Genomic DNA, 26,663 nt, shown 5'->3' with positions numbered 1-26,663 from the left:
CGCTTCGACTCCTATGTGAACCGCCCCCGCCAACGCAGGAGCGGCCGTCGCACTCAGGAATGATCCGTCAACCTTGACGGAACCTTTCCACCGCGCGGCGAAAAAGCGGCATTTGCCGATCGTGATCGTGAACTGTTTGCAAGGGTTAACGGCGACTTAATGGCGGATGGCGAAGCCGCTGACGTTCCTCGCCGAATCCGACTCGCCCGAAACCAACTCGGCCACGCGTCCGGGCCGCAAATGCACGATCCGCGGGCACGGCCGGAGAATCGGCCACGCCCGCGGATCCTGTGTGATTCGCGAATCATACGGTTTCCGGCATCCCGAAGGGATCAACCGGAAACCGTATCAGACCGGCTGCGCCGGGCTGCCCTGCGCCAGCATCGGCGACGGCGTCTTCGCCGCCACCCGTTTGTCCTTGGCGATGAAGGTGTAGAACATCGGCACCACGAACAGCGTGAACACCGTGCCGATCGACATGCCGGTGGCGATGACGAGGCCCATTGAGAAGCGCGCCGCCGCACCCGCGCCCGAGGCGTAGAGCAGCGGCACCACGCCCAGCACCATCGCCGCCGTGGTCATCAGGATCGGCCGCAGGCGGATGCGCGCCGCCTCCTGCACCGCCGCCATCCGGTCCAGGCCCTTGCTGATCTGCAGCTCGTTGGCGAACTGCACGATCAGGATGCCATGCTTGGTGATCAGGCCGATCAGCGTGATCAGCCCGACCTCGGTGTAGATGTTCAGCGTGGCGACGCCGAGATTGAGGAAGGTGATGGCGCCGAACATCGACAGCGGCACCGACATCATGATCACGAACGGATCGCGGAAGCTCTCGAACTGGGCGGCCAGCACCAGATAGATGACGATCAGCGCGAGGCCGAAGGCGAGCCCGATCGAGCTCGATTCCTGCACCTCCAGCCGCGACTGGCCGGCATAGTCCTCGTAGAAGCCGACCGGCATGAGGCCGGCCGCCACCTGGCGCAGCGTCTGCAGCGCCTCGGTGGTGGTGACGCCGGGCACCGGCAGCGCCGAGATGGTCGACGAATTGAGCTGGTTGAACTGCTCGATCGCCGCCGGCGAGGCATCGGTGTCGATGCGCACCAGCGCCGACAGCGGCACCATCGCGCCGGTCACCGCCCGCACATAGTATTCGCCGAGCCGCTCCGGATTGAGGCGGTCGATCTGGTTGACCTGGGTGATGACGTCGTAGGAGCGGTTGTCGCGGTCGAATTTCGAGATCGACGCGCCGCCCACCAGCGTGCCCAGCGTGGTGCCGATATCGGCCACCGACACGCCGAGTGCCGCGGCGCGGTCGCGGTCGATGACGATGCGCGCCCGCGGCGTCTCGAAGGACACCGAGTTCTGCACCACGATGAACTTGCCCGTGGCCAGCGCCTTCTGGCGCACCTGCTCGGCGACCTCGTAGACCTGCGCCGCATCGCCGATGGTGCGCAGCACGTACTGCACCGGCAGGCCGTCGCCGGTGCCCGGCAGCGAGGGCGGCGCGAACACGAACGCCTGCAGGCCGGCATTGGCATCCAGCATCTTCTGGATGTCCTGCTTGATCGCCTCGGCCTTGCGGTCCTTGCGCTCGTCCCACTCCTTCAGCTTGAAGCCGATGAAGCCCGAGCCGCCGCCGTCGATGCCGAGAATGGCGAAGGTGTCGACCACTTCCGGGATCCGGCCGTCGGGCGTGAGGAAGCCGTCGGCGAAGCGCTGCGCATAGTCGACGGTGGCGTATTTCGGCGTCTCGACCAGACCGAGGAAGGCGCCCTGGTCCTCGTCCGGGGCAAGCTCGGACTGGGTCTTGGTGAACAGGAAGGCGGTGGTGGCGAGCATCACCACCACAATGCCGAGCGTCACCGGCCGGTAGGCAAGCGAGCCCTTGAGGCGGCGGCCGTACCAGTTCTCGACATGGGTGAACACGCGATCGACGAAGCCGGAGAAGCCGGTGTGGCCGCCGTGCGCCTTCAGGAGCTTGGACGACATCATCGGCGACAGCGTCACCGCGATGATGCCGGAGATGATGACCGCGCCGGCCAGCGTGAAGGCGAACTCGCGGAACAGCGTGCCGGTGAGCCCCTGCGTGAAGCCGATCGGCGCATAGACCGCGGCGAGCGTGATGGTCATCGACACGATCGGGCTGAAGATCTCCTTCATGCCGACGATCGCCGCATCGACCGGATCGAGTCCCTCCTCGATGTGGCGGTGGATATTCTCCACCACCACGATGGCGTCGTCGACCACGAGGCCGATCGCCAGCACCATCGCCAGCAGCGTCAGCAGGTTGATCGAATAGCCGAGTATGAACAGCACGAGGCCGACGCCGATCAGCGACAGCGGAATGGTGACCACCGGAATGATCACCGAGCGGATCGAGCCCAGGAACAGCAGGATGACCAGGATGACGATCAGCGCCGCCTCGCCAATGGTGAAGAACACTTCCTTGATCGAGGCGGAGATGAAGTTCGAGGCGTCATAGACCACCTCGGCGGTCATGCCGCGCGGCAGCGTCGGCCGGATATCCTTGATCGCCTGATGGATCTCGCGCGCCACCGACAGCGGATTGGCGCCGGGCGCCGGCGTGATGCCGATGAAGGTGCCTTCGCGCCCGCTGAAGCTCACCTTGGTGTCGGTGTTCTCGGGGCCGAGCGCGACATCGGCGACGTCGCGCAGCCGCACGAGCTGGTCGCCCAAGGCGCGGATCGGCAGCGCGCCGAACGATTCGGGCGTCTGCAGCGTCGTCTGCATCTCGATGGCGTAGGCGACGTACTCGTTCTGCGTCTTGCCCGGCGCGGCGAGGAAGTTCGAGGCGCGGATCGCCGCCAGCACGTCGCTCGCCGTGACATTGCGCGCGGCGAGGCGGATGGGATCGAGCCACACCCGCATCGAGAATTCGCGCCCGCCCAGGATCTCCGCCGAGCCGACGCCGTTCAGCGTGGCAAAGCGCGGCTGCACCACGCGGGTGAGGAATTCCGTCACCTGCTCCGGTGTCATCTCGGATGAGGCGAAGGTGAGGTACATCAGGGCGATCGACTGGCCGGTGCCCTTGACGATCACCGGATCCTCGGCGTCGGTCGGCAATTGCGCGCGCACCGTCTGCACCTTGGCGGTCACCTCGGTCAGCGCGGCGTTGGGGTCGGTGTTCAGCCGCATGCGCACCGACACCTTCGAGGTGCCGAGGCGGCTCTGCGAGGTGACGTAGTCGACGCCCTCCGCGCTGGAGACCGCCTTGGCGATCGGCTCGGAGATGAAGCCCTGGATCAGGTCGGCGGACGCACCGGTGTAGATGGTGGTGATGGTGATGGTGGTCTCGTCGATCTTGGGATGCTCGCGCAGCTGCAGGTTCATCAGACCCTGCGCGCCGAGCAGCATGATCAACAGGCTGACCACCGCCGACAGCACCGGCCGGCGGATGAAGAGTTCGGTAAAGCTCATGGCCGCGCCGGATCCCGCACCGGAATGCCGGTGACATCAATGGTGTTGTCGATCTTGACCGGCGCGCCGGCCTGCAGCTTGTTCTGGCCGGAGACGACGATGCGCTCGCCCGGCATCAGGCCGGACAGCACCTCGGAGCGGCCGCCGTCGCGCCGGCCGACCTTGACGAACACCTGCTTGACGGTGAGCGCCGGCTGGCCGTCCTTCGCCGTCTCCTCGACCACATAGACGTAGTCGCCATAGAGGCTGGTCACCACCGCGGTCTGCGGCACCACCACCACATTGGGCTCGTCCGGCAGGTCGATGCGCACGCGCAGGAACTGGCCGGGGACCACCGCCCGGTCGCGATTGTCGTCGAGCAGCGCCTGCACCGACACCAGCCGGGTCTGCGGGTCGATGCGCGGATCGATGCCGATGATCCTGCCGGTGCGGTCGAGCCGGCTTTCGGAGGCGCCGAAGCGCACCGGCTGGCCGATCCGCACCTTGTCGACGAGCTGCTCGGGCACGGTGAAATCGACCTTCATCTGGTCGAGGTTCTGCAGCGTCGCCACCACCGTGCCCGGCTGCACATACTGACCGGGATTGATGCGGGCGATGCCGATGGTGCCGGAGAACGGCGCCTTCAGCGCCTTCTGGTCGATGATCGCCTTGTAGCGTTCGAGCTTGGAGCGGGCGGCGGCGAGCTGCGCCACCATCTGGTCGAGTTGCGCATCGGTGTCGAAGCCGCGCGTGCGCAGCGTCTCGGTGCGCTTGAGGTTGGATTCGCCGAGCTTGACCGCCGCTTCGGCGTCGATCAGGTCGGCGCGCTCCACCGCATCGTCGATCTGGACGACGATGCTGCCCTTCTCGACCGCCTGATTGGGCTGGAACCGGATCTCCTTGACCAGCCCGCCGATCTGCACCGCGAGCTCCACGCCGTTCTCGGCCCGCGCGGTGCCGATCGCCGCGATGCCCGGCCTCCAGGTGGTCGCCTTGACCTCGGCCGCCGACACCGTCTGCGCCGGCCGCGGCATGTTGGCGAAGATGTCGGCAATCAGCTTGTCGCGGAAGAAATTGAACCACACCAGCGCGCCACACAGGCCGACCGCCAGAAAGGCCACCAGGAAGACGACGATGCGCCGTTTCATGAGTTCACACTTGGGAAAGGGGAAGACGGGGGAAAAGGGGGAGGCGGGCTCCGCAAGGCCGGACCCGCACCGCCGGACAGGGCGGAGACGCGGGCCGGCCGGCGAAAAGCTCTTGCGGCGCTGCCGGTCATGGTCGTAGCTTATATACCGTCCGGACGGTGCAGCGCAAGAGGGCCAACCGTCCGGACGGTACAGAAAGGAGCACCCCTGCGAATGACCGGCGAACGTCGCACCCGAACCAGCTCGCGAACCCGCATCCTCGATGCGGCCGCCGAGATCGTTGCCGAGATCGGTGCCGGAAAGATGACGCTGGACGCGGTGGCCGAACGGGCCGGGCTGAGCAAGGGCGGCCTGCTCTACAATTTCCCGAGCAAGGACGCGCTGCTGCAGGCGATGATCGAGCGCATGGTGGAAGATGGCGTCAATGAGCGCGAGGCCTCGCGCTCCGCCAACGCCCACCGGCCCAATGTCGAGGCCCGCTGCATCATCGCCTCCGACCTCGCCCATTGTGCCAGCCACGGCCGCGACGTCGCCAGCGGCATGCTGGCCGCCATATCGGAAAATCCCAGCCTGCTGGAGCCAGTGCGCAAGGTGGCGGCGGAGGAATGGGCGATGCTGCAGGCCAGCGACTGTCCCGAACTTTCGGTCATCGCCTGGCTCGCGGTGCACGGGCTGATGTCGCTCGACATGTTCGGCATCAGCCCGGTCAGCCCCGAGGATCGCGAACGCGTTCTGGCCGCGCTCGACCGGCTGCTCGACTGCCGCGCTTTGCCCCAGCCGCAGTGCCCCCCGCCGCAGTGACAGGCGTTCCGGGCGATCTCTTCGGACTGCGCCTCGACGGCTTGGTCAGCCGGAAACCGTAGATCGGCCGAAATCGGCAGCAGACCGAACGCACGGGCGCGGCCCGCCGCCGTCATGACCGCGTGTCGGGGTTATACCAACGGCTGCGAACGCGGACCGTTGGTTCCGGTCGGGGAATTTTCGCGAAATCTCTGATTTCCCAAAAGAAAATCCACGAGAGTCGACGGCCCCACGCGTCAGCGTCTGGGGCCGTTGGTATCAGGTCTCGTGCATCTCCAGCGACGGCTGCGCCCTCGCCGGCGCGCCGCTATCGCGAGGACAATGCCCGGCAGACCGTCTTGCGCTTGGCCTTCGGTGCGGCCTTCGGCGCGGGCTTCGGCAGGGCCGCATCCCGTGCGAGGCGCAATTCGCGCAATCTCGCGGTCTTTTCGAGGAGGGCGGTCTGATCGGCCCGATACTCGGCCAAAGCCGCCACACCTTCCCTCTCGGACGCTTCCTTTCGGAAATGCCGATTGGCCTTCCGGGCCGCCGCACTCTGCGGGTGGCTGTCGTTCATCTTGGCGCCCTTATGGCTGAAAAAGAAAAACCTCGCTGTCCGGCAAGCCGGACGCGAGGCTCAATCTCGAGATTTGCCAGTACATCCGTGGTCAAACCCCGCAATCCAACTGTTTCCGACGGATCACGCCGTGATCCAAGAAAACATGCGCCCCCGAAGGTCCCGTTCGCTGACGAGACATCTGGGGCGCAGCGGGGATCTCAGGCCTGTTCAGCCGAAATCCCGATCAGATGGGCTGCGCTCAGAGTATTCCCTGCAACAGGGGGAGACCCCTGTTGCGAAATTGAATGCGTCGTCTCGAAGGCTTGAAGCGTCCGAAGCTCGGAGCGTCGAAGGCTTGGTGCCTCGAAGGCTTGGCTTATCCGATCCGTTGCATCGGACCGGAGAACGCCTCACGCCGCCTTCAGATTGTCGGCGGAGGACTTTCCGGTCCGGCGGTCGGCAACGACGTCGAAGGACACGCGCTGACCTTCATTGAGGCCGTACATGCCAGCGCGCTCGACCGCGCTGATGTGAACGAACACATCCTTGGTGCCGTCATCCGGCTGGATGAATCCGAAGCCCTTCTGGCCGTTGAACCACTTCACGGTTCCCTGCGTCATGTATTCAATCCTAGATATGAGTAGAGTGGCGGCACGCTTGCGCGACCGCACGTAGGTCTTGGGTCGAGATTTTGGAGAAGAACCGTCAGTCACGCGCGCTTCACGCGGCGAGGCCAAGTCGTCTGGCCGAAGCTCGATGATGCTTTATAAACGAGCCTCCTGGATAAGGCAAGGAAAAACAACCTGAGCACCGCATTTTCATGACCATGCAAAATTCCCGTTCGCGCCATCGCGAGCAAGTAAAAGCATTCAACGAAAAAATTGTTCCCGGCTTCGCGATGGAAAATCCATCAAATCAACACCTTGACGCAGCCGGCCGATCGGAGTGGGCGCACCATTTTCCCGGCCCGGCCGGATGCCGCAGGCCGCATCCGATTGGATAATACCAACGGCCGCGAACGCGGGCCGTTGGTTCCGGTCGCGGATTTTCGCGAAATCTTTGATTTCCCAATAGAAAATCCGCGAGAGTCAACGGCCCCACGCGTCAGCATCTGGGGCCGTTGGTATAAGCTGCAGGATAGGCCGCGGCACCGACGAAGGACCCCAGCACCTTCGCCGCAAAGGCGGGAACCGCTCGTGCGGAAAAAGCCCTAGATGTGGGCTTTCAGGAGGTTGTCCATTCGGCCCTGGCCGGGAACGCTGATGTCGCCAGACGTCAGTGATTCGCGGAGGACCGAATGGACACTCACAAGAATGCTCGCCTGACCCCGAAAGGTCGAGAGGTGATGGTGGGCGCCGTGGTGGATGGCGGACTGACCAATGCCGAGGCCGCGCGTCGCTACAACACCACGCCGAAGACGGTCGCCAAATGGGTCGGGCGCTTCCGCGCCGAGGGTGTCGATGGTTTGCGCGACCGCTCCTCCAGGCCGCTTTCATCGCCAGGCCAAACAGCGCCCGCCACGTGCGCTGCGGTCGAGGCGTTGCGCCGCCAGCGCTGCACCGGCAAGCAGATCGCGGCCGAGCTCGGCCTCTCGCCGGCCACCGTCAGCCGTATCCTGCGGCGGCGCGGCTTGAACAAGCTCAGCGCCCTGGAGCCGGCCGAACCGGTCCGGCGCTACGAACGCCAGCATCCCGGCGAGATCATTCACATCGACATCAAAAAGCTCGGCCGGTTCAACACGGTGGGCCACCGCATCACCGGCGATCGCAGCGGGCAAAGCAACAGCCGCGGGGTCGGCTGGGAGTGCCTGCATCTCGCCATCGACGATCATTCGCGGGTCGCCTACTCGGAAATCCTGCCCGACGAAAAGCGCCCGTCCTGTCTGCGCTTTCTGTTCAATGCACTGCGCTTCTTCAGGGCCCATGGCGTCAAGGTTCAGCGCGTGATGACCGACAACGGCGCCAGCTTCCGCTCCTTCCGCTATGCCAGGGCGCTGCGCCTACTCGAGATCAAGCACCTGCGCACCAAGCCGTATACGCCCAAGACCAACGGCAAGGCCGAGCGCTTCGTCCAAACGAGCTTGCGCGAATGGGCCTACGCCAAAGCTTATCTGCACTCCGATCAGCGCGCCGCAGAGCTGCCGATCTGGCTGCATCGCTACAATTGGCACAGGCCCCATGGTAGCTTGCAAGCCAAGACACCCATCAGCCGCCTCGGTCTGACCGAGGACAACCTGTTGAGGCTCCACAGCTAGAACGCTCTCCGATCTGACCGGATCAGATCGGGCGCTCTAAGTTCCTGGTTTGTCGCATTTTCTTTCGCACAACCGGTATCCACTTGTGCGGAAAAAGCTCTAATGCCGGCAGATCGCCTGATCGACCGCCCGGCGCACCTGATCGATGCGGTAGGGCTTGTCGAGCCGCGGCAGGCGGGCGATGTCGGCGCCCGGCAGGTCGACATGGCCGGACGACAGCACGATGCCGACCCCGGGCCAGCGGGTGCGGATGACGCGGGCGAGCTCGCTGCCGGTCATGCCCGGCATGGTGTGGTCGGTGACCACGACGTCGAAATTCTCCTCCGACAGCCGGTCGATCGCCTCCTTGGCCGAGCTGGCCTCGATCACCGCGTGGCCCTCGCCTTCCAGCAGATCGACCAGCCCCAGCGACACCAGCGGCTCGTCGTCGACCACCAGGATGCGCAGCGGCCCGTCGGGCACGAGCGGCCGCCCGGTCGCGGCCGCCGGCGCCTCCGCCGTCTCCTCGCCGAAGGCCTCCTTCACCTTGGTGGCGAGCTGTGTGACGGTGAACGGCTTGCTGATCAGCCGCATCTGCGGATCGAGCACGCCATTGTGGACGATGGCGTTGCGGGTGTAGCCGGTCATGAACATCACCCGCAGATCCGGATACTGGGCGAGCGCGAGATCGGCGAGATCGCGGCCGTTCATCTCCGGCATCACCACGTCCGACAGCAGCAGCCCGACCTCGGGATGGGTCCGCAGCAGCTCCAGCGCCTGCCGGCCGCTGGAGGCTTCGACCACCCGGTAGCCGAGGTCGCGCAGCGCCCCGCACACGAAGTGCCGCACGCCGTCCTCGTCCTCCACCACCAGGATGGCGGCGGAATTGTCGGCCGCCTGCGCCGGCACCCGGTCGAGATGGATCTCGCCCATCACCTCGTGGCCGTAGCGCCGCGGCAGATAGAGCTTCACCGCCGTGCCGCTGCCGGTCTCGCTGTAGATCTTGACGTGGCCGCCCGACTGCTTGACGAAGCCATAGACCTGCGACAGGCCGAGCCCGGTGCCCTGCCCGGCCGGCTTGGTGGTGAAGAATGGCTCGAACGCCTTGGCGATCACCTCCGGCGTCATGCCGGTGCCGGTGTCGGTGATCGACACCAGCACGTACTGGCCGGGCATGACGTCCGGATTCTGCTCGGCATAGGAATCGTCGAGATGGGCGTTGCCGGTCTCCACCGTCAGCCGCCCGCCATGGGGCATGGCGTCCCGGGCATTGACCGCGAGATTGACGATGGCGCTTTCGAGCTGGTTGGCGTCGACATAGGCCGGCCACAGCCCGCCGGCCAGCACCGTCTCGATGCGCACGGTCTCGCCCAGCGTGCTGCGCAACAGCTCCGACACGTTCTGGACCAGATGGTTGACGTCCACCGTCTTGGGATCCAGCGGCTGCCGGCGGGCATAGGCGAGCAGGCGCTGCGTCAGGCTGGCGGCCCGCGTCATGCCGTCGAGCGCCGATTCCACCAGCTCGCGGCTGCGCGGATCGCCGTTCGGCAGGCGGCGCTTGAGAATGTCCAGGCTGCCGATGGCGATCTGCAGCAGATTGTTGAAGTCGTGGGCGATGCCGCCGGTGAGCTGGCCGATCGCCTCCATCTTCTGGGAGTGGCGGAGCTGCTCCTCGATCTCGGCGCGGTGCAGCGTCTCGGCGGCGAGGCGGGCGAGCGCGTCGGCCTCGCGCCGGGTGCGGCGCATCGCCACCAGCCCCAGCACGCCGAGGCCGAGGGTCGCCGGCACGCCGTAGATCATGTGCGTCGCAAGCGCCGCGCGCCAGTTGCCCAGGATGCGCGCGCGGTCGAGCCCGACGGTGAGGTAGACCGACTCGCCGGGCAGGCGGCGATAGGCCATCAGCCGGTCGACGCCGTCGACGTCCGAAATCGTCTCGTAGCTGCCGGCATCGGGGTTCTTGGCCACCGTCCGCATCAGCCCGCTGGTCGGCGCGAGGCGCTGCTTCATGTCCTCGCGCGTCGGATAGCGGGCGAGGATGGAGCCGTCGACGCGGATGAGGCCGACGGCATCGAAGCCCGAGCGCGCCGCCTGCTCGTAGAAATTCTCGAAATAGTCCGGCCGGATCGACACCGCGATCACGCCCGCGAACCGCCCGGCGCGGTCGCGCCGCTTGGTGAGCTGGAAGAAGCGGGCGCCGGGATTGGCCCGGCCCTGCAGGATCTCGCTGATATAGGTGGCGCCCGGGCCGACGCGGCCGTCGCGGTGGACGCTGAAATATTCGCGGTCCGACAGGTCGAGATCGCGCGGCGCCGGCACGAAATTGCTGCTCAGCAGCGGATGGCCGGTCTCGTCCAGCACCCAGATGGCGCCGACCTGCGGCAGACGCTCGATCAGGAGCTTCAGCCTGGGGTTCAGCTGCTCCTGCTGGCCGGCGATCGCCTCGTCGCTGAGCGGATAGAGCATCGCATTGACCTGGCCGGCCGCCAGCTCGTGCGTCTCGAACACCTTGACCGCGTGCTCGTGCACGACGTCGAGGAAGCGCTGCAGGCGCTCATTGGCATCGGCGAACTGATTGCGATAGGAGACCGCTGCCGCGCCGGCGAACACCAGCAGCGGGACAACGATGATGGCGGCCAGCAGCGCCCACAGCGTGCGCCCTGCCGGGCGGCCTGATCCGCTCCCCAGGTTGGAAGCCACCACCCTCACCGAATCGCATGTCTCCGGGCCCCCGGCCCACACCGCCTCTGATAGCAGACCTGGACCGCCCGGTACAGAAACGCGCCCGGCGCCCGGCCGGCTCCAGCGCGCGCACCGGCCGGCCAAGCTTCGGGCTGTCCGGTCGGGCGTCCGAAAATCCCCTTGCAGCGCAAGGGCTTTCAGCGGGTCGAGAGGCCGGATCGCGGCGCCATCCCCAGTAATCCGGATCAGCTGAGAAGCGGGCTCCAGGCCGGGTCGGAGGCGTAGCTCGGCGTGGGTATGCGCTGCTCGTTCTGGCCGGTGAGGTCGACGGTGTAGAGCGACGGACCGCCGGCGCCGCCGGGGTCGCGCCAGAACATCACCACCCGGCCGTTGGGGGCCCAGGTCGGCCCCTCATTGTGGTAGCCGGCAGTCAGGATGCGCTCGCCCGAGCCGTCCGGGCGCATCACGCCGATGGCGAACTGGCCGCCGCCCTGCTTGGTGAAGGCGATCAGGTCGCCGCGCGGCGACCACACCGGCGTGGTGTAGCTGCCATCGCCGAACGACAGCCGGCGCTGGCCGGAGCCGTCCGCGCCCATGACATAGAGCTGCGCCGAGCCGCCGCGGTCGGAGGCGAACACGATCTGCCGGCCGTCCGGCGAGTAGCACGGCGCCACGTCGATGGCGCCGGAATTGGACAGGCGGAAGATCTGCTTGGAGCGCAGGTCCATCACATGGATCGAGGTCACCCCGCCCTGCTCGGCCGAGAACACCACGCGCTGGCCGTCCGGCGAGAAGCGCGGACTCAGCGTCATGCCGGGGAAGTTGCCCACCGCCTCGCGCTGGCCGGTCTCGATGTTCATCAGGTACACCCGCCAGGCGCCGCGGTTCAGCGCCATGTAGGTGATGTCCTGGCTGTTGGGCGAGAAGCGCGGGGTGATCACGTCCTCGTCGCCGCGGCTGAGATAGCGCACATTGGCGCCGTCCTGGTCCATCACCGCCAGCCGCTTGACCCGGCGTTCCTTGCGTCCAGATTCGTCGACGAACACGATGCGGGTGTCGAAATAGCCCTTCTCGCCGGTCAGCCGCTCATAGATGGCGTCGGCGATGATGTGGGCGACGCGGCGCCAGTTCTCGGGCGTGGTGAAATACTGCTGGCCGGTGAGCTGGGCGCCGCCGAACACGTCCCACAGCCGGAACTCGGCGCGCAGCCGGCCGTCCGGCTGGCGGGTCATGCGGCCGGTGACCAGCGCCTGGGCGTTGATCACCCGCCAGTCCGGGTAGCGCGGCTGCTGGTCGAAATTGGTGATGCGCTCGATGAACGCCTGCGGCGAGATCGGCGCGAACAGGCCGGATCGCTTGAGATCGGCGGTGATAACCTGGGTGACGTTTCGTCCGAACTCGGCATCCGGCGCGCTGGCGCCGACGAAATCGGGCAGCGCGATGGGGAGCGGCTGCACCACGCCCTGGGTGATGTCGAGCTTGAGCACCGCGCCCGCCGGCCGCGGCAGGCCGAGAACGGTCGCGCCGGCAGCCCCGGCGAGGAGGAGATCGCGTCGTGTCGGAAGGAAAGCGGGCATTTGGGTCTCGGGCGAAGGGCGGGGTCAGCCCCGGAACATGTCGCGCGGATCGAAGGTGACCTCGACGTCGCGCCACGCCTCGTACTTGGCGACGGGCAGGGTGTAGGGCGCGCAGCGGCGGATCGCCCGCATCGCGCTCTCCGCCGCCACCTGGAAATAGCCGCCGCCGCTGTGGTCGACCAGCATCGGCTGGCCGGCGAGCGAGCCGTCCTGGTTGAGGGCGATGCGGACGCGGACGATGAGATCGCGCGCCTCGGCGGCGCCCACCGGCGGGTTCCAGCAGCGCTGGATCTGGGCGCGCAGCGCGTCGATCTCGGTCTGCGACAATTGCTGCGCCTGCCCGGTGACCGAGCCGAGCGAGGCGGTGTGCGACACCTCCGCGGCGCTGGCGGCCGTGCGCTGCGGCGCGCGCTTGTCGAGCAGCGCGGCGATCTTGCTGGTGTCGAACTTCGAGTTCGGATCGGGCGGGGTCTGGGCCACCGGCGGGGGCGGCGGCTGCTTCGGCCGCGCCACCGGCTTGGCCGGCGGTGTCGGCGGCGGCTTGACCTCGGCCTTCTTCTGCGGCTCGGGCTTCTTCTCGGTCTTCTCCGCCTTCTCGATCAGCTTCTCCAGCGCCTCGGCGTCGGGCTTGATCTCCGGCTTGGGCTCGGCCTTCTTCGGCTCCGGCTTGGCCTCGGGCTTGGCCTCCACCTTCTTGGGCTCGGGCTCCGGCTTGGACTCGGCCTTCTTGTCCGGCTCGGGCGGACGCTCGACCTTCGGCGGCAACGGCGGCGGGGTCGCCGAGTCGATGGTCTTGTCGGCGATCTTCTTGGTTTCGGTGTCGGGCGGCTTCACCTCGCCGGTCTTCTCGGCGACGTGCCTGGGCTTTTCCGCCTTGGGCGCGGTCTTCTGGCCGCGGGTGAGCTGGGAGAACTCCGACATCGACATGATGTCGACCGGCATCGACTCCGTCGGCGCGACCACCATCGGCCGGGCGTCGAAGGTGACGAGCCCGATGCCGAGGACCACCGCGTGCAGCGAGGCCGAGGCGACGAAGCTCCGATCCGAGCGCATCAGCCCCCCTGCTCCACTTCGGTGACCAGCGCCACGCGCTTGAAGCCGGCGGACGACAGCCGGCCCATGACCTTCATCACCGTGCCGTAATCGACCGACTTGTCGCCGCGCACGAACACCCGCTCGTCCTGGCCGCCGCCGCGCGCCTGGGCGATGGCCTGCAGCTTCGGCACCAGCTCGTCGATCTGGATCTCGCTGTTCATCAGGAACACCTGGCCCTTGGTGTTGACCGAGATGGTCACCGGCTCGGTGTTCTGCTCGATGCCCTTGGCCTGGGTCTGCGGCAGGTCGATCGGCACGCCGACGGTGAGCAGCGGCGCCGACACCATGAAGATGATGAGCAGCACCAGCATCACGTCGACGAACGGCGTGACGTTGATCTCGCTCATCACGGCGCGCCCGCCCCGCCGGCGGCGACGGCCGGTCTTGTCGCCCGAGGATACGGTGCCAGCGCCCATTGCCCTGAAACCCTGCGCCCCTGAAATCTTGAGGTCCGAAACCCTGCGGCCTGAAACCTTGCGGCTTAAGCGTTCTCGTCGATCTGGCGCGACAGGATCGCCGAGAACTCGTCGGCGAAACCTTCCAGCCGCGCGGCCTGCTTGTTCACTTCGGAGGTGAACTTATTGTAGAAAATCGTCGCCGGTATGGCAGCGATCAGCCCCATTGCGGTGGCGAACAGCGCCTCGGCGATGCCCGGCGCCACCACCGCGAGCGAAGTGTTCTTCGACGCGGCGATCGACTGGAAGCTGGTCATGATGCCCCACACCGTGCCGAACAGGCCGATGAACGGGCCGGCCGAGCCGACCGTGGCCAGCACCAGAAGCTTCGACTCGAGCCGCTCGACCTCGCGCGATATCGACACGTCCATCACCCGGTCGATGCGCTGCTGCAGCCCGGCGAACGAACGGGCGCCACCCTCGAAGGTGCGCTTCCACTCGCGCATCGCCGCCACGAACAGCCCCGCCATCGAATCGGCCGGCCGCGCCGACAGCGTGCGGTAGAGCTCCTCCAGCGACTGGCCGGACCAGAACGCCTGCTCGAACTGGTCGCAGGCGGCGCGGGTGCGCCGGAACAGCAGCCACTTGTCGATGGCGATCGCCCACACCCAGATCGAGGCGCAGATCAGCCCGATCATCACGCTCTTGACGACCCAATGCGCCTGCAGGAACAGGGTCAGGAGCGACATGTCGACGGAAGGAGTCAGGTCGGGGGTCATCGGCACTGCTTTCGGTCGTCCGTCTCCGGCATCGCTCGGCGCCACGCTCGGACGGGATCACGGCCGGCGCCGTCGGCGACGATGTTCAGGCCAAGGCGCCTGTGGGGCGCCTGCGATGACGGCCGGCCAAGCTCGGTCTCTCAAGGCTCGTCTTGCCGCCGAATATGGCTGAACTAAGGGCGCGGCACGCCCCGTTCCTCGGCTCCAGATGATCCTCAGCCGATTAACGTCCGGTTAACGATGATGAAAAGTCGTGCGCAGGGGAGGCAGCGCGTGCCCCGGCGTCCTGGGGCGAGCGTCAATCCCGGCGTCGTCCCGGACGGCGCGAAGCGCCGAGCCGGGACCGTCCGCGAGATAAAGACACCCCACACCCCTTCCTGAAAACGTCCCGGCTCGCGCGCCTTCGGCGCTTGGCCGGGACGACGCCCCCAAGGGGGAACGCAAAGCCGCCGGCACCTTGCGGCACCGGCGGCTCGTAGTCCCTTCAGCGGTCGAGACCGTCACGCGTCCGCCGGACGCTCCGGCTCGGCGACGCGGCGGCGCTCGGCCATGAACTGGTCGAACTCGGCCTTGTCCTTGGCCTGACGCAGCCGCTCCAGGAAGTCGCGGAACCCGCGCTCCTCCTCCTCAAGGCGCTTCAGCGTCTCGGCGCGGTACTCGTCGAACGCCCGGTTGCCGCTCGATCCGGCGGCGGGCTCGCGCCGGCCGCCCCACCAGGAACCGCCGCCCGAGCCGCGGACGTCCGAGCCGCGGCCATCCATGTGTGCGCGCATGCGGTCCATCTTCTCCTGCATCCGCGCCATCTTGCGCTCGTAGCGCGAGGAATCGTTCCAGCAGTCCATGCGTCCGCTCCAGATCGAATAGATCAATACGGCCAACCCAATCGGCCACCACAGGATGAAGGCGATCACGATCAGCGCGATCCGGCCCGGATGGAGCCGCCCGGCCCGCCACCGGTCTTCGCCTTCATACCGGCCATCCCAGTATTGAGCGCGTGCAGCGTCGCTCATCGTGACCTCCGTCAATGTTAATTACATTTACATGATGGGAAGGGGCATGGTGATTGTCAAGGGCCCTCCAGGGGCATCGTCTCAAGAAGCCGCGTCTGCAGATGCGTTCCGGCCGCGCTCACCCCATGGCGCCGCCCGGCGGCAGGCCGAGGCCGCGCCAATAGACCAGGAGGCCCGCCTCCAGCAGATCCTCGGGCGGCATGGGCAGCTTGCGCCGTGCCTTGTCGCCGCGGCCGAACAGCGAGGCGATGCCGTGCGCCAGCGACCAGATGTGCAGCGCCATCATCGCCGCCGGCGGCCGGCCCGCCGGCATGGTGGCGGCCACCGCCTCGGAGGCCTCGCGCAGGATGGCGAAGATCTGCTCGCCCGCCTCGCGCAGCTCCGGCGAGCCGTCCGGCGGCACGCCGGCCTCGAACATCGCCGAATAATAGGCCGGCTCGGCGCGGGCGAACGCCAGATACGCCTTGCCCAGCCGTTCGAACGCCGCGAACGGCTCGGGCCGGCCGCCGTTCCAGGCCGAAGCGAGCTGGCCGGCCAGGATTTCGAAGCCGCGCCGCGCCACGTCGGTCAGCAGCTCGTCGCGGTCGCGGAAATGGCGGTAGGGCGCGGCCGGGCTCACCCCGGCCCAGCGCGCGGCCTCCGCGAAGGTGAAGCCGGCCGGCCCCTTCTCGGCGATCAGTTCCAGGGCGGCGCGGACCAGCGCCTCCTTGAGGTTGCCGTGGTGATACGCGCGCGACCCGGCCCGGCCGCCGTCCTTGGACCAGCTCATGTAACGAGCTATTACATGAGCCGGGCGGCAGCGTCGACCATGCCGCGCGCCGCCGCCCTGTCAGCCGGATGTCCGTTCCGCGCCGCGCGCGCGGTGTGGCGGGTGTCCTCATGCCGTCTGCGGTTCGTGCTGCCCGCCCGCGGCCTCGGCCGGAGCGGACGGGCCGGCCGGCGCAGCCGTCTCGCCGCCGGCCTCCGCGTGGCGATGCTCCTCGATCGCGGCGCCCGCCGGCAGCTGCAGCACGGTCGCCCGCTGCCCGGCGCACAGGTGCGTCACCAGCACCACCTGGCCGTCCGGAAACTCCAGCGCGTCGTGGTGGAGATAGGGGTTGTCCATGTTGATCTGGCGGAACCGCGCCAGATTGCTGCCGGCCGTCCGGTTGGCGAAGGCGCCGAACGCCGGCTCGAACTCGACGGGTTTGTCGAACCCGAGCTCGGTTCCCGGCAGCAGGCAGACCGCGACATCCGGATCGTCCGGCGCGGCAAAGCCGCGGGTGATGGAGTTGACGAACATCGTCGCTACCAGCGTCTCTCCGACCCGTGCCGGCCGGGACATCACATGGTGAAGACTGTAGTCGCACATGTGAGCATCCTTCCTGTTCTGACGATCGGCCGCGAAGGCCCTCCCCTGCCGCGGGCGTGGCGTTGGCCAAGCCGCCCCCGGTTCCCGGTTCGGTGCGGCCGATCCGGGGCTGTCGATGGGGAACGTCGATGATGAGCAGGAATGTTCGGGGACGGGCCGAGGTTCCGGATTTCCGCCCCCTGCGGCAACGTCGCGCGGTCAAGTCGTTCGACCTTGCCTCGCGACGTCGCCATCAGGGCGTTCAGATGAACATCGGCTGGCCGCTGTCGTCGGCCGGCTCGGCCAGGGCGCGGAACGCTTCCAGCGGCAGCCGCGGCGTGCCGCCGCCCGGCCCGCCGATGGCGGTGGCCGGCATCCGCACCACCGTCGCCTGCTGGCCCTCGCGCAGCTGGGTGAACATCACCACCCGGCCATCGGCGAGCTCCAGCGCATCGTGGTGGATGCAGGGAATGTCGACGCTGACCTGCCGGATCCAGGCGACCTGCTCGCCCGCCGGAATGTCGGGCACGAGGCCGGCGGCCGTCTCGCAGGCGATCGGCTCGTTGAAGCGGACCTCGGTGCCCGGCGGCAGGCACACCGCCACGCCCGGCGCACCGGCCGCGGCGAAGCCGCGCGCCTCGCTGCGGCCGAAGGTCGTCAGAATCACCTGGTCACCCGGCTCCACCCGCCGGAACTCGATCGTGTGACGACCCATCTCGCCCATGCGCCAACTCCTCTCACCGCTGTCCTGTCCCGTATCTCGCGCGGACCGCTTTTCCCGATCGGCCGGTGTGGGGACGCGCCCCGCCGGTCCGGCCATCGGCCCTGGTCACGCTGTGGATTAGGACAATGCCGCATGCGGCTGGAGGTTCCCTTGCGGGCTCAGCCCGCAGGGGTGGCGTCCACCGTGGTGGCGTCGACATCGGCGCCCATCGCCTTGCGCAGGCCGAGCGGAATGCGGGTCGCGCGCTCGCCGGCCACGAACGCGACCTTGATCCTGGCGGCGATCAGGATCTCCTCGCCGCGCCGCACGGTCTGCGCCAGCGTCAGCGAGGCGCCGCGCACCTCGGCCGGGTGGGTGTGGACCTCGAGAATGTCATCGATCTTCGCCGGCCGGCGGAAATCGAGGTCCATGTGGCGCACCACGAAGGCGAAGCCGGCCCCGACCTCCGCCACCGCCTCCTCGAACAGCGACCCCTGCTCGACACCGAGCAGGCGCAGATAGTCCGAGCGGCCGCGCTCCATGTAGCGCAGGAAATTGGCGTGGTAGACGAAGCCGGAGAAGTCGGTGTCTTCGTAATAGACCCGCACCGCCAGCACATGGCCGCCGGGTACGAGGCGGCCGGCAAGGTCGGGCCACGAGCGGCCTTCGCCGCCGACGAAATTCGGAACGGATGTCACGTCAGGAACTCGAGATCAGCGGACGGCCGTATCGCCGTCTCCATGCAACCGCTGCGCAGCGGTTGCATGGAGAGCCTCTGCCTGCGCCGCCAGCGTCGCGATCTGCTTCTGCACGAACTCGGCCTGGATTTGCAACATCTCCTGGACGTCACGCGCGCGCAACAGGCGCTGTGCCATATCGACACTCGCTGCCATGGTGGTCTCGGCATAGCCGATCGCCCGCTCGCCGAGGTCGGCGATGGCCGTGGCCGGCGCGGCGCGGATTGCCGCCTGCGCCTCTCCGAGCCTGTCGATCGCCTCCGACAATGCCGCGGCAAGGCGGTTCTCGGCGATCTCCGCGCCCGACACCAAGAATTCGCAATCCCGCCAACCGGACTGCATGCGGTCGAGCAGCGGCGTCGAAGGGGCATGGGAAGGCACAGGCTCGGCCAACCGCTCACGAACATGGCGGACCTTGTCGGCCTCGTCCGCGAGCAGCGCCCGGGCGCTCTCGATCTGGGCTCTGAGGTCGCTCGCCGCGATGTTCATGTCTGCCACGCGTTCACGGACGGCCCGTGATCCCCGGTTCGGCCCGCACCGCCGTCACACGATCTCGATCAGGGTGACGTTCAGGCGGTCGCCACAAGCAATGCACTCTATCATATGGAACAGTGTGCCCGGCAGGAAAAGGATCTCCTGCTCACCCTCGTCTTCCGCATAGCCCTGAAGCCGCCGGCCGGCCCTCGACACGATCGTGAACAAAAGCTCACCAGAAAAGGCGCGGTCCGGATCAGCAGACGCACTGGAGTAACGATTCCAACGCAAGGTTTGACCAACGCGATCTACCCAGAAAGCTCGCCAATCCGGTGCGTTGGTGCGAGCCGATCCCATCTGTACAGGCTCCAGGCGTTCAGTTGATGGAGGCACTGCACGAACGCCGCGGAAACACACCCCGGCGAAACTGGGCAGCTTGCGGATCGCGGTGTCGAACCGCGCTTGCAGGACGAACACGCCACGATAATCGCCGAGCGCGAGCGGACGCCCGTCCATCTCCCCATTGAAGATGCGATGCCAGGAGCCGGACGACGTCCACAGCCGCACCAGGACGCGCTCGATGGGATCGAGGCCGAACGGGTCGCCGCCGATCGCCTGTTCCGCCGCGATCATGGCCAAGAGGGTGCGCTCGTCGCCACCCAACGCGGTCAGCGCTCGAAGGCAGACGGCGTCGTCCGAGAACATCGCTCAATCCTCGGCGGGATCCTGAAACAGCGTGAACTGCCCGCTCTCCCGCGCCGGCTCGGCGAGGCCAAGGTGGCGGAAGGCGTGGGCGGTGATCAGCCGGCCGCGCGGCGTGCGCTGCACGAAGCCCTGCTGGATCAGGAACGGCTCGATGATGTCCTCGATGGCGTCGCGCGGCTCCGACAGCGCCGCGGCGATGGTCTCGATCCCCACCGGCCCGCCGCCATAATTGAGCGCAATCACCGAGAGGTAGCGCCGGTCCATGGCATCGAGCCCGGCGGCATCGACCTCCAGCGCCACCAGCGCCCGGTCGGCCACCGCCCGGTCGATCGCCGGGCTGTTGTCGACCAGCGCGAAGTCGCGCACCCGTCTCAGCAGCCGGCCGGCGATGCGCGGCGTGCCGCGGGCGCGCCGGGCGATCTCGTTGGCGCCTTCCGGCGTCATGCCGATGCCGAGCACGCGGGCGCCGCGGCTGACGATGAACTCCAGCTCCGCCACCGTGTAGAAGTTCAGCCGCACCGGAATGCCGAAACGGTCGCGCAGCGGCGTGGTGAGAAGGCCGGCGCGGGTGGTAGCGCCGACCAGGGTGAACTTGGCGAGGTCGATGCGCACCGAGCGCGCCGCCGGCCCCTCGCCGATGATCAGATCGAGCTGGAAATCCTCCATCGCCGGATAAAGGATTTCCTCCACCGCCGGATTGAGGCGGTGAATCTCGTCGATGAACAGCACGTCGCGCTCTTCGAGATTGGTGAGCAGCGCGGCGAGGTCGCCGGCCTTGGCGATGACGGGTCCGGAGGTGGCGCGGAAGCCGACGCCGAGTTCCTTCGCCACGATCTGCGCCAGCGTCGTCTTGCCGAGGCCCGGCGGCCCGACGAACAGCACGTGGTCGAGCGCCTCGGCGCGCTGGCGGGCGGCGGCGATGAACACGCTCAGGTTTGCCCGCGCCTGCTCCTGGCCGACGAAATCGGCCAGCCGCTGCGGCCGCAGCGTGGCGTCGGCATCGTCGTCGCGCTTGTCGGGCTGCACCAGGCGGCGGGGCGGGGTGGCCATGCGATTCCCTCAGGAGATGGGGCGCTTATACTGCGGTGCGCCGGAGAGGGCACCCGGGCAGGTCGGGTGGGCCGGTATCGCCTTTGGGCATCCGATCTGATGCCGTCCTACCGGAGGCTCAGGCTCTACTCTTCGCCTTCGAGAAGCTCCGGCCCGAAATCGCGCCCGCCATAGGCGATGGCGACGATCTCGACGACGCGTCCCAGCACCCGGAATGCGATGGTGACCCGCCGTTCGAATCCGATCGTGCGGAGGCCCGGCGCGAGATCGTCCCGCCGGGTGCCGCGTTCCGGAAACGCTTCGAGCCGGCGGCACGCCGCCTCGATGCGCGACAGATAGTCCCCGGCGATCCGGGGGCCGGCCCTTTCGGCAATATGGTCGTAGAGCGACGCCAGATCGGCAACGGCCGAGGGCCGGAACCGGACCTCATGCGTCACGGTCGCCGGCCTTCAGCCGCGCGGCATGGCGCTGGCGCAGACCGGCGAAAACGTCCTCCGCCGGCAGGCTCGGCCGCGGATCGGCAAGCGACGCCCGGACCTTTTCACGCAGGATCTCGTCGAGCGCCGCCTCCTCCCGGTCCAGCGCCCGCAGGCCCGCCCGCAGCACCTCGCTGGCCGAACTGTAGGCGCCCGAGGCCAGCCGCCGGTCGAGACTGCTCTGCTGGGCGCCCAGGGTGACGGTGATCGGCTTGCTGCTGCGCATGGGCGCTCCTCCTCGCGTATGACAGTGTCATGCAGAGCAGGGAAAGCGTCAAGTCGCGAACGCCTCGCACGCACCGAGTCCCGCTCGAGGGCGTTCCCGCGTATAGTTGTTCGATCAGGAGAACGGCCATGCGGGCGCGCTCGGAGGACGGCTTCGAATATATGAGCCTCGACGATTTCGAGGACTATCTCGCCGACAAGCCGGCCAACGAGAAGTGGGAGCTTCTCGGCGGGCGGGTCGTCAAGATGATGGTCGGCGCGCGCTGGGAGCACAACCGCATCGTCCAGAACATCACCACGGCGATGATGGTCGACTTCCGCCGCCGCGGCTCCGACTGCCGGCCGTTCGCCGAAACCTTCTACCTGAAGCAGCGGTTCATGGACCTCGCCGCGCTGCCGGACGTGATGGTCCGCTGCGGACCGCTGGAGAAGGAGGCGACGTCGCTCTCCGACCCCACCGTCCTGGTCGAGGTGGCCTCCGGCGGCACCGCGCGCCGCGACCGCGGCGAGAAATGGAGCCTCTACAAGCGCCTCCCCTCGCTGCAGCATTATGTCATCGTCGCCCGCGACGAGGTCGCCATCGACGTGCTGGACCGCCAGGGCGAAGGCTGGCTTGAGCGGCCGACGATCAGCGACCCGTCAGCCCTGCTCACCCTGCCCGCCATCGGCTTCGAGATGCCGGTGGCCGAGGTCTACCGCGACGTGCTGTCCTGAGCGGCGGCCGCGCTCACTTCGCCAGTTCCTTCAGCCCCAGCCGGATCAGCTTGGCTGTCTCGGCGTCCTCGCCGGCCTCGCGCACCGCGGCGGCGATGGCGGCGGCGGCCTGCGGCTGGCCGTAGCCGAGATTGACCAGCGCCGAGACCGCGTCGGCCACCGGCGCCGGTGCCCGCTTGTCCTCGACCGCGCCGGCGAGCTTCGCCACCGCCGGATCGACCTCGGCATAGGCCGGCGCCCTGTCCTTGAGTTCGGCGACGATGCGCGCCGCCACCTTCGGCCCGACACCGGGCGCGCGGGCCACCATCGCCTTGTCGGCGAGCGCGATCGCGCTGGCCAGTTCGGCCGGCTTGAGCGTGGAGAGAATGGCCAGCGCCACCTTGGTGCCCACCCCCTGCACCGTCTGCAGCAGGCGGAACCATTCGCGCTCCGTGTCGGCGGCAAAGCCGAACAGCCGGATCTGGTCCTCGCGCACGAAGGTGTCGATCGCCAGCGTCGCCGCCTCGCCGGGTGCCGGCAGCGCCTGCAGCGTGCGCGCCGAGCAGTGGACCTGATAGCCGACGCCATGCACGTCGAGGATCACAAAATCCTCGCCATAGGAATCGATGACGCCCTTGAGCTTGCCGATCATGCCGCCGTCTCGACTGGTTTCCTGTCCCGCATCTTGGCAAGTTTCCCGCCCGCTTCCCGCCCCTCACCCCACCAGCTTGCGGATGGTGCGGTGGTGGGCGTGGGTGATCGCCACCGCCAGCGCGTCGGCGGCGTCGGCGCTCTGCGGGTCGGCCTTGGGCAGCAGCAGCCGCACCATGGCCTGGATCTGCACCTTGTCGGCATGGCCGGCGCCGACCACCGTCTTCTTGATCAGATTGGGGGCGTATTCGGCGACCGCGAGGCCGGCCTGCGCCGGCACCAGGAGCGCGATGCCGCGCGCCTGGCCGAGCTTCAGCGTCGCGCCGGCATCCTTGTTGACGAACGTCTCCTCCACCGCCGCCTCGTCCGGCCGGTGGGCCGCGATCACCGCGCAGAGCCCCTCGTGCAGCGCCTTGAGGCGCAAGGCCAGCGCCTCGGCGCTGTCGGAGACAACGGTGCCGCAGGCGACGAAGCCGAGCCGCGAGCCCTCGACCGCGATGATGCCCCAGCCGGTGCGCCGCAGGCCGGGATCGAGACCGATGATGCGGATCATGTCTTGAGGATCATGGGTTGGGGACCATCGGAACGGCATACCTTCCGGAAGCTTCGCGGGGCGGCGCCGCACGTCCGGGTTAGCCGCCATGGCCGCCGCCGGCAAGCGCCGCACCGATTGCGGATCGGAAACGCAATCCCTATAGTGCGCGAAAATCCCGACCATCGAGAGCGATGCGGGGCTCCGTCCGGAAGGACGGCGGCGCGCAGAGAACTATTGACCGAGAGCCTCTTGAACTTGCCCCGTCGAATCCCCCTATTGGGCCCCCTCGCTGTGTCCAGGAGATCGTGATGGCCAACGCCCCTCTGATGCCGAAGGCGACCGCGGTTTGGCTGGTCGAGAACACCTCGCTGACGTTCGATCAGATCGCCGACTACTGCAAGCTGCACCCGCTGGAGGTGAAGGCGATCGCCGACGGCGAGGCCGCCCAGGGCATCAAGGGCCTCGACCCGGTGGCCACCGGCCAGCTGTCGCGCGAGGAGCTAGACCTCGCCATCGCCGACCCCCATCGCCGCCTCAAGCTGCTCGAATCGAAGGTGCGGGTGCCGGAGCCGAAGAGCCGGCGCGGGCCGCGCTACACCCCGGTGTCCAAGCGCCAGGACCGGCCCAACGCCATCCTGTGGCTGGTGCGCAACCACCCCGAGCTGAAGGACGCGCAGATCATGCGCCTCGTCGGCACCACCAAGTCGACCATCGAGGCGGTGCGCGAGCGCACCCACTGGAACAGCGCCAATCTTCAGCCGATGGACCCGGTGACGCTCGGCCTGTGCTCGCAGATCGACCTCGACCTGGAGGTCCAGCGCGCCGCCAAGGAGAAGCCGCTGCCGACCGCCGGCGGCACCACGCTGCTGCCCGCCGAGATCACCACCCGCGCCGACGAGATCGAGCCGGAGGAGGAGGAAGAGGCGCGCCCGGGCAAGTCCGAGGTCGACCTCTCCAAGGTGTTCGCCAAGTTCCAGGACAGCCGCGGCCACGACGACGACGAGGAGTGAGGCGGGCCTGCTTTCCCTCTCCCCTTGCGGGAGAGGGAAGAAAAGCACCGGTCGATGGAACCCGCATGGCTTCGCCGGGCAGGGTTGCCGCCCAGCGGTCATGCAGGCGCCGGTCTTGCCGCGCCCGATTCTGCCCCGCCGCTGCCATGATCGGCGCGTTGACTGCGCCACCCGGCGCGGGTGAATACCGCCACGCCACACGATATGCCCCCGCCGGGGCGGCCGTCGTGGTCCGCTCGTGAGGAATCCCGTCGCCAGGAATCCCATCTTCAGGAATCCCGTTCCCCGCCAAGGATTTTCTGCGAGATTGGATGGCGGATCATAAGGTTTCCGGTCGATCCCTTCGGGACACCGGAAACGTCATGATCGGCCGCATCCTGTCGTCTGGTCGTAACGTCATCTTTGTAGGGTCATGTCCGGCAGCGTTCTTCGGTTCCACCGTCACGCCAGGCTCGCCATCGCCCTCGCGGCCCTGGTGGCCGCCGCGGTGGCTGCCGAGGCCGCCAGCAGTTCCGCCTTCGCCGACTTTCGCGTCTGCAACAAGACCGGAAGCCGCGTCGGCCTCGCCGTCGGCTACAAGGAGGGCGAGCGCTGGACCACCGAGGGCTGGTGGAACCTCCCACCCAACTCTTGCGAAACATTGATGCGCGGCGCGCTGGTCGCCCGGTTCTATTATATCTACGGCGTAGACTATGACCGCGGCGGCGAGTGGGCCGGCAAGGCTTTCATGTGCACCCGCGATAAAGAGTTCACAATTCGCGGCATCGAGGATTGCCTGGCGCGCGGCTATGACCGCACCGGCTTCTTTGAAGTCGACACCAGTGAACAAAAAAGCTGGACGGTTCAGCTCACAGATGCGATGCAGAGCGAGCCTGCTTCCACCGGCAAGGTCAAACCCCGCTGACAATCGCCCCGCCGCGGACATGAGACGCCAGCGCCGCACCAAGATCGTCGCCACGCTGGGCCCGGCGTCCAGCGACAGGGACATGATCGCCCGCCTGTTCCAGGCCGGCGCCGATGTCTTCCGCATCAATATGAGCCACACGCCGATCGCCGGCATGCGCCGCTTCGTGGCGATGATTCGCGATGTCGAGCACGAGTTCGGGCGGCCGATCGGCATCCTGGTCGACCTGCAGGGGCCCAAGCTGCGGGTCGGCACCTTCGCCGCCGGCAAGGAGACGCTGGCGGTCGGCGACCGCTTCGTGCTCGATGCCGACCGCACCCCCGGCGACGCGACGCGCGTGCACCTGCCGCATCCGGAAATCCTCGGCGCGCTGGAACCCGGCCACCGCCTGCTGGTCGATGACGGCCGCCTGCTGCTGGTGGTCGAGGAAGCTTCGCCCGAGCGCGCGGTGACGCGGGTCGAGGTCGGCGGCCAGATCTCCAACCGCAAGGGCGTGAGCCTGCCCGACACCACCATCCCGTTCTCGGCGCTCACCGAGAAGGACCGCAGCGACCTGGAGGCGGCGCTCGACGCCGGGGTCGAGTGGATCGCGCTGTCCTTCGTGCAGAAGCCCGAGGACGTCGCCGAGGTGCTGAAGGTGGCGCGCGGCCGCGCCAAGGTGCTGGCCAAGATCGAGAAGCCGCAGGCCATCGCCCGCCTGCACGAGATCATGGAGATCGCCGACGCCTTGATGGTGGCGCGCGGCGACCTCGGCGTCGAGCTGCCGCTGGAGCAGGTGCCCGGCCTGCAGAAGCAGATCACCCGCCACGCCCGCCGCATCGGCCGGCCGGTGGTGGTGGCCACCCAGATGCTCGAATCGATGATCGAGTATCCCTCCCCCACCCGCGCCGAGGTGTCGGACGTCGCCACCGCCGTGTTCGAGGGCGCCGACGCCATCATGCTGTCGGCCGAGAGCGCCGCCGGCAAGTATCCGGTCGAGGCGGTGGCGCAGATGAACCGCATCGCCGAGCAGGTGGAGCGCGACCCCAACTACCACACGCTGCTGCGCAACCAGCGCACCGAGCCCGAGGCCACCGGCGCCGACGCCATCGCCGCCGGCGCCCGCGAGATCGGCGAGACCCTGGCGCTCGACGCCATCGCCTGCTGGACCGCCTCCGGCGCCACCGCGCTGCGCGTGGTGCGCGAGCGGCCGAAGCCCCACATCGTCGCCATCTCCAAGTGCTGGGAGACCGCCCGCCGGCTCGCTCTGGTGTGGGGCGTCCACCCGATCGTCGCCGAGGATCCGCGCGACCTCGACGACATGGTCAGCCGCGCCTGCCGCCTCGCCTATCTCGACGGCTTCACCGTGCCCGGCCGGCGGGTCATTATTGTCGCAGGCGTGCCGCTCGGCACCCCGGGCGCCACCAACATGCTGCGCATCGCCTTCGTCGGCAACGATGCCGCGGAGCCGGCCGGTTCGGGTGCGACCCGATCCGCAACCGCCGCGCCTTGACACTCC

Annotated in this window: 27 protein-coding genes; 6 read left to right on the top strand and 21 right to left on the bottom strand. The window is 68.0% G+C overall.

The genetic code is table 11. The annotated features are described in order from the left end of the window. Nucleotides 1-348 precede the first annotated feature (348 nt). Nucleotides 349-3,438: an efflux RND transporter permease subunit gene (locus tag BLTE_RS02450; protein WP_126397296.1), complete on the bottom strand. Its 3,090-nt coding sequence runs from the start codon at nt 3,436-3,438 to the stop codon at nt 349-351. Further along, nucleotides 3,435-4,565 carry an efflux RND transporter periplasmic adaptor subunit gene (locus BLTE_RS02445; protein WP_126397295.1) on the bottom strand — a complete coding sequence of 377 codons (1,131 nt, stop codon included), beginning with the start codon at nt 4,563-4,565 and terminating at the stop codon, nt 3,435-3,437. Before BLTE_RS02445 ends, BLTE_RS02450 begins: the two co-directional genes overlap by 4 nt. Nucleotides 4,566-4,778: 213 nt before the next feature. On the opposite strand from BLTE_RS02445, the gene BLTE_RS02440 reads away from it, so the two are divergent. Continuing rightward, entirely contained in the window at nt 4,779-5,366 is a 588-nt protein-coding gene (locus tag BLTE_RS02440; protein ID WP_160140487.1) for a TetR/AcrR family transcriptional regulator, read from the top strand. 307 nt (nt 5,367-5,673) lie between these two features. Here the strand turns inward: BLTE_RS02440 and BLTE_RS02435 are convergent, their stop codons facing one another. Continuing rightward, nucleotides 5,674-5,922, bottom strand: coding sequence for a hypothetical protein (locus BLTE_RS02435; RefSeq protein ID WP_126397293.1), 249 nt, complete (start codon nt 5,920-5,922; stop codon nt 5,674-5,676). A 392-nt stretch (nt 5,923-6,314) separates the two neighbouring features. After that, nucleotides 6,315-6,524 (bottom strand): cold-shock protein, encoded by a 210-nt coding sequence (locus BLTE_RS02430; RefSeq protein WP_126397292.1) that lies wholly within the window; start codon nt 6,522-6,524, stop codon nt 6,315-6,317. A gap of 677 nt (nt 6,525-7,201) precedes the next feature. Here BLTE_RS02430 and BLTE_RS02425 point away from each other — a divergent pair. Further along, nucleotides 7,202-8,158 (top strand): IS481 family transposase, encoded by a 957-nt coding sequence (locus tag BLTE_RS02425; RefSeq protein WP_126396489.1) that lies wholly within the window; start codon nt 7,202-7,204, stop codon nt 8,156-8,158. Between the two features lie 99 nt (nt 8,159-8,257). Here BLTE_RS02425 and BLTE_RS17960 read toward each other — a convergent pair whose 3' ends face one another. From BLTE_RS17960 to BLTE_RS02350, 15 genes are all read right to left on the bottom strand, one after another. After that, nucleotides 8,258-10,834 (bottom strand): response regulator, encoded by a 2,577-nt coding sequence (locus BLTE_RS17960; RefSeq protein WP_160140486.1) that lies wholly within the window; start codon nt 10,832-10,834, stop codon nt 8,258-8,260. A 227-nt stretch (nt 10,835-11,061) separates the two neighbouring features. Then, the gene (gene tolB / locus BLTE_RS02415) at nt 11,062-12,393 is read right to left on the bottom strand and encodes a Tol-Pal system beta propeller repeat protein TolB (RefSeq protein ID WP_126397290.1); all 1,332 of its coding nucleotides are present in this window, start codon (nt 12,391-12,393) and stop codon (nt 11,062-11,064) included. Between the two features lie 24 nt (nt 12,394-12,417). Continuing rightward, nucleotides 12,418-13,446 (bottom strand): cell envelope integrity TolA family protein, encoded by a 1,029-nt coding sequence (locus BLTE_RS02410; protein WP_126397288.1) that lies wholly within the window; start codon nt 13,444-13,446, stop codon nt 12,418-12,420. Then, a complete protein-coding gene (gene tolR / locus BLTE_RS02405; RefSeq protein ID WP_126397286.1) occupies nt 13,446-13,904 on the bottom strand; it encodes a protein TolR in 459 nt (152 codons plus the stop codon). The genes BLTE_RS02410 and tolR overlap by 1 nt, the downstream gene beginning before the upstream one ends. 65 nt (nt 13,905-13,969) lie before the next feature. Beyond that, complete coding sequence (tolQ, locus tag BLTE_RS02400) at nt 13,970-14,662, bottom strand: protein TolQ (protein ID WP_126397284.1); 693 nt, start codon at nt 14,660-14,662, stop codon at nt 13,970-13,972. A 500-nt stretch (nt 14,663-15,162) separates the two neighbouring features. After that, on the bottom strand, nt 15,163-15,672 hold the full coding sequence (locus BLTE_RS02395) for a DUF2852 domain-containing protein (RefSeq protein ID WP_126397282.1): 510 nt from the start codon (nt 15,670-15,672) through the stop codon (nt 15,163-15,165). A 118-nt stretch (nt 15,673-15,790) separates the two neighbouring features. After that, on the bottom strand, nt 15,791-16,441 hold the full coding sequence (locus BLTE_RS02390) for a TetR/AcrR family transcriptional regulator (RefSeq protein WP_126397280.1): 651 nt from the start codon (nt 16,439-16,441) through the stop codon (nt 15,791-15,793). Between the two features lie 108 nt (nt 16,442-16,549). Next, nucleotides 16,550-17,023, bottom strand: a complete 474-nt coding sequence (locus BLTE_RS02385) for a hypothetical protein (RefSeq protein WP_126397278.1) — start codon at nt 17,021-17,023, stop codon at nt 16,550-16,552. A gap of 241 nt (nt 17,024-17,264) precedes the next feature. Next, nucleotides 17,265-17,726, bottom strand: coding sequence for a hypothetical protein (locus BLTE_RS02380; protein WP_126397277.1), 462 nt, complete (start codon nt 17,724-17,726; stop codon nt 17,265-17,267). Nucleotides 17,727-17,884: 158 nt separating this feature from the next. Further along, the gene (gene ybgC / locus BLTE_RS02375; RefSeq protein ID WP_244600175.1) at nt 17,885-18,322 is read right to left on the bottom strand and encodes a tol-pal system-associated acyl-CoA thioesterase; all 438 of its coding nucleotides are present in this window, start codon (nt 18,320-18,322) and stop codon (nt 17,885-17,887) included. Nucleotides 18,323-18,418: 96 nt separating this feature from the next. Next, entirely contained in the window at nt 18,419-18,931 is a 513-nt protein-coding gene (locus BLTE_RS02370; protein ID WP_126397273.1) for a phasin family protein, read from the bottom strand. A 54-nt stretch (nt 18,932-18,985) separates the two neighbouring features. Beyond that, nucleotides 18,986-19,621 (bottom strand): hypothetical protein, encoded by a 636-nt coding sequence (locus tag BLTE_RS02365; protein WP_126397271.1) that lies wholly within the window; start codon nt 19,619-19,621, stop codon nt 18,986-18,988. Between the two features lie 3 nt (nt 19,622-19,624). Further along, complete coding sequence (ruvB, locus tag BLTE_RS02360; RefSeq protein ID WP_126397269.1) at nt 19,625-20,671, bottom strand: Holliday junction branch migration DNA helicase RuvB; 1,047 nt, start codon at nt 20,669-20,671, stop codon at nt 19,625-19,627. Between the two features lie 125 nt (nt 20,672-20,796). Continuing rightward, a complete protein-coding gene (locus BLTE_RS02355; protein WP_126397267.1) occupies nt 20,797-21,108 on the bottom strand; it encodes a type II toxin-antitoxin system RelE/ParE family toxin in 312 nt (103 codons plus the stop codon). Further along, entirely contained in the window at nt 21,098-21,373 is a 276-nt protein-coding gene (locus BLTE_RS02350; RefSeq protein WP_126397265.1) for a type II toxin-antitoxin system ParD family antitoxin, read from the bottom strand. The genes BLTE_RS02355 and BLTE_RS02350 overlap by 11 nt, the downstream gene beginning before the upstream one ends. Before the next feature lie 128 nt (nt 21,374-21,501). Between BLTE_RS02350 and BLTE_RS02345 the strand changes: the two genes are divergently transcribed. After that, nucleotides 21,502-22,086, top strand: a complete 585-nt coding sequence (locus tag BLTE_RS02345; protein ID WP_244600083.1) for a Uma2 family endonuclease — start codon at nt 21,502-21,504, stop codon at nt 22,084-22,086. A 13-nt stretch (nt 22,087-22,099) separates the two neighbouring features. Here the strand turns inward: BLTE_RS02345 and ruvA are convergent, their stop codons facing one another. Continuing rightward, a complete protein-coding gene (gene ruvA / locus BLTE_RS02340; protein WP_126397263.1) occupies nt 22,100-22,717 on the bottom strand; it encodes a Holliday junction branch migration protein RuvA in 618 nt (205 codons plus the stop codon). Nucleotides 22,718-22,780: 63 nt separating this feature from the next. After that, nucleotides 22,781-23,269, bottom strand: a complete 489-nt coding sequence (gene ruvC / locus BLTE_RS02335; RefSeq protein ID WP_126397261.1) for a crossover junction endodeoxyribonuclease RuvC — start codon at nt 23,267-23,269, stop codon at nt 22,781-22,783. A gap of 290 nt (nt 23,270-23,559) precedes the next feature. On the opposite strand from ruvC, the gene BLTE_RS02330 reads away from it, so the two are divergent. From BLTE_RS02330 to pyk, 3 genes are all read left to right on the top strand, one after another. Continuing rightward, the gene (locus tag BLTE_RS02330; protein WP_126397260.1) at nt 23,560-24,261 is read left to right on the top strand and encodes a DUF1013 domain-containing protein; all 702 of its coding nucleotides are present in this window, start codon (nt 23,560-23,562) and stop codon (nt 24,259-24,261) included. 412 nt (nt 24,262-24,673) lie between these two features. Continuing rightward, nucleotides 24,674-25,165, top strand: coding sequence for a DUF1036 domain-containing protein (locus BLTE_RS02325; protein ID WP_126397258.1), 492 nt, complete (start codon nt 24,674-24,676; stop codon nt 25,163-25,165). Nucleotides 25,166-25,184: 19 nt separating this feature from the next. Beyond that, nucleotides 25,185-26,657 carry a pyruvate kinase gene (pyk, locus tag BLTE_RS02320; protein ID WP_126397256.1) on the top strand — a complete coding sequence of 491 codons (1,473 nt, stop codon included), beginning with the start codon at nt 25,185-25,187 and terminating at the stop codon, nt 26,655-26,657. The last annotated feature ends 6 nt before the right edge of the window (nt 26,658-26,663 follow it).

The organism is Blastochloris tepida, assembly GCF_003966715.1.
Taxonomy (GTDB): Bacteria; Pseudomonadota; Alphaproteobacteria; order Rhizobiales; family Xanthobacteraceae; genus Blastochloris; species Blastochloris tepida.
This window is presented reverse-complemented; position numbering and strand designations above follow the sequence as displayed.

Excerpts from the sequence above, each read along its gene's own strand:
- BLTE_RS02450 (WP_126397296.1), bottom strand. The coding sequence starts at position 3,438 with ATGAGCTTTACCGAACTCTTCATCCGCCGGCCGGTGCTGTCGGCGGTG.
- BLTE_RS02445 (WP_126397295.1), bottom strand. The coding sequence starts at position 4,565 with ATGAAACGGCGCATCGTCGTCTTCCTGGTGGCCTTTCTGGCGGTCGGC.
- BLTE_RS02440 (WP_160140487.1), top strand. The coding sequence starts at position 4,779 with ATGACCGGCGAACGTCGCACCCGAACCAGCTCGCGAACCCGCATCCTC.
- BLTE_RS02435 (WP_126397293.1), bottom strand. The coding sequence starts at position 5,922 with ATGAACGACAGCCACCCGCAGAGTGCGGCGGCCCGGAAGGCCAATCGG.
- BLTE_RS02430 (WP_126397292.1), bottom strand. The coding sequence starts at position 6,524 with ATGACGCAGGGAACCGTGAAGTGGTTCAACGGCCAGAAGGGCTTCGGA.
- BLTE_RS02425 (WP_126396489.1), top strand. The coding sequence starts at position 7,202 with ATGGACACTCACAAGAATGCTCGCCTGACCCCGAAAGGTCGAGAGGTG.
- tolB (WP_126397290.1), bottom strand. The coding sequence starts at position 12,393 with ATGCCCGCTTTCCTTCCGACACGACGCGATCTCCTCCTCGCCGGGGCT.
- BLTE_RS02410 (WP_126397288.1), bottom strand. The coding sequence starts at position 13,446 with ATGCGCTCGGATCGGAGCTTCGTCGCCTCGGCCTCGCTGCACGCGGTG.
- tolR (WP_126397286.1), bottom strand. The coding sequence starts at position 13,904 with ATGGGCGCTGGCACCGTATCCTCGGGCGACAAGACCGGCCGTCGCCGC.
- tolQ (WP_126397284.1), bottom strand. The coding sequence starts at position 14,662 with ATGACCCCCGACCTGACTCCTTCCGTCGACATGTCGCTCCTGACCCTG.
- BLTE_RS02395 (WP_126397282.1), bottom strand. The coding sequence starts at position 15,672 with ATGAGCGACGCTGCACGCGCTCAATACTGGGATGGCCGGTATGAAGGC.
- BLTE_RS02390 (WP_126397280.1), bottom strand. The coding sequence starts at position 16,441 with ATGAGCTGGTCCAAGGACGGCGGCCGGGCCGGGTCGCGCGCGTATCAC.
- BLTE_RS02385 (WP_126397278.1), bottom strand. The coding sequence starts at position 17,023 with ATGTGCGACTACAGTCTTCACCATGTGATGTCCCGGCCGGCACGGGTC.
- BLTE_RS02380 (WP_126397277.1), bottom strand. The coding sequence starts at position 17,726 with ATGGGCGAGATGGGTCGTCACACGATCGAGTTCCGGCGGGTGGAGCCG.
- BLTE_RS02370 (WP_126397273.1), bottom strand. The coding sequence starts at position 18,931 with ATGAACATCGCGGCGAGCGACCTCAGAGCCCAGATCGAGAGCGCCCGG.
- BLTE_RS02365 (WP_126397271.1), bottom strand. The coding sequence starts at position 19,621 with ATGTTCTCGGACGACGCCGTCTGCCTTCGAGCGCTGACCGCGTTGGGT.
- ruvB (WP_126397269.1), bottom strand. The coding sequence starts at position 20,671 with ATGGCCACCCCGCCCCGCCGCCTGGTGCAGCCCGACAAGCGCGACGAC.
- BLTE_RS02350 (WP_126397265.1), bottom strand. The coding sequence starts at position 21,373 with ATGCGCAGCAGCAAGCCGATCACCGTCACCCTGGGCGCCCAGCAGAGC.
- BLTE_RS02345 (WP_244600083.1), top strand. The coding sequence starts at position 21,502 with ATGCGGGCGCGCTCGGAGGACGGCTTCGAATATATGAGCCTCGACGAT.
- ruvA (WP_126397263.1), bottom strand. The coding sequence starts at position 22,717 with ATGATCGGCAAGCTCAAGGGCGTCATCGATTCCTATGGCGAGGATTTT.
- ruvC (WP_126397261.1), bottom strand. The coding sequence starts at position 23,269 with ATGATCCGCATCATCGGTCTCGATCCCGGCCTGCGGCGCACCGGCTGG.
- BLTE_RS02330 (WP_126397260.1), top strand. The coding sequence starts at position 23,560 with ATGGCCAACGCCCCTCTGATGCCGAAGGCGACCGCGGTTTGGCTGGTC.
- BLTE_RS02325 (WP_126397258.1), top strand. The coding sequence starts at position 24,674 with ATGTCCGGCAGCGTTCTTCGGTTCCACCGTCACGCCAGGCTCGCCATC.
- pyk (WP_126397256.1), top strand. The coding sequence starts at position 25,185 with ATGAGACGCCAGCGCCGCACCAAGATCGTCGCCACGCTGGGCCCGGCG.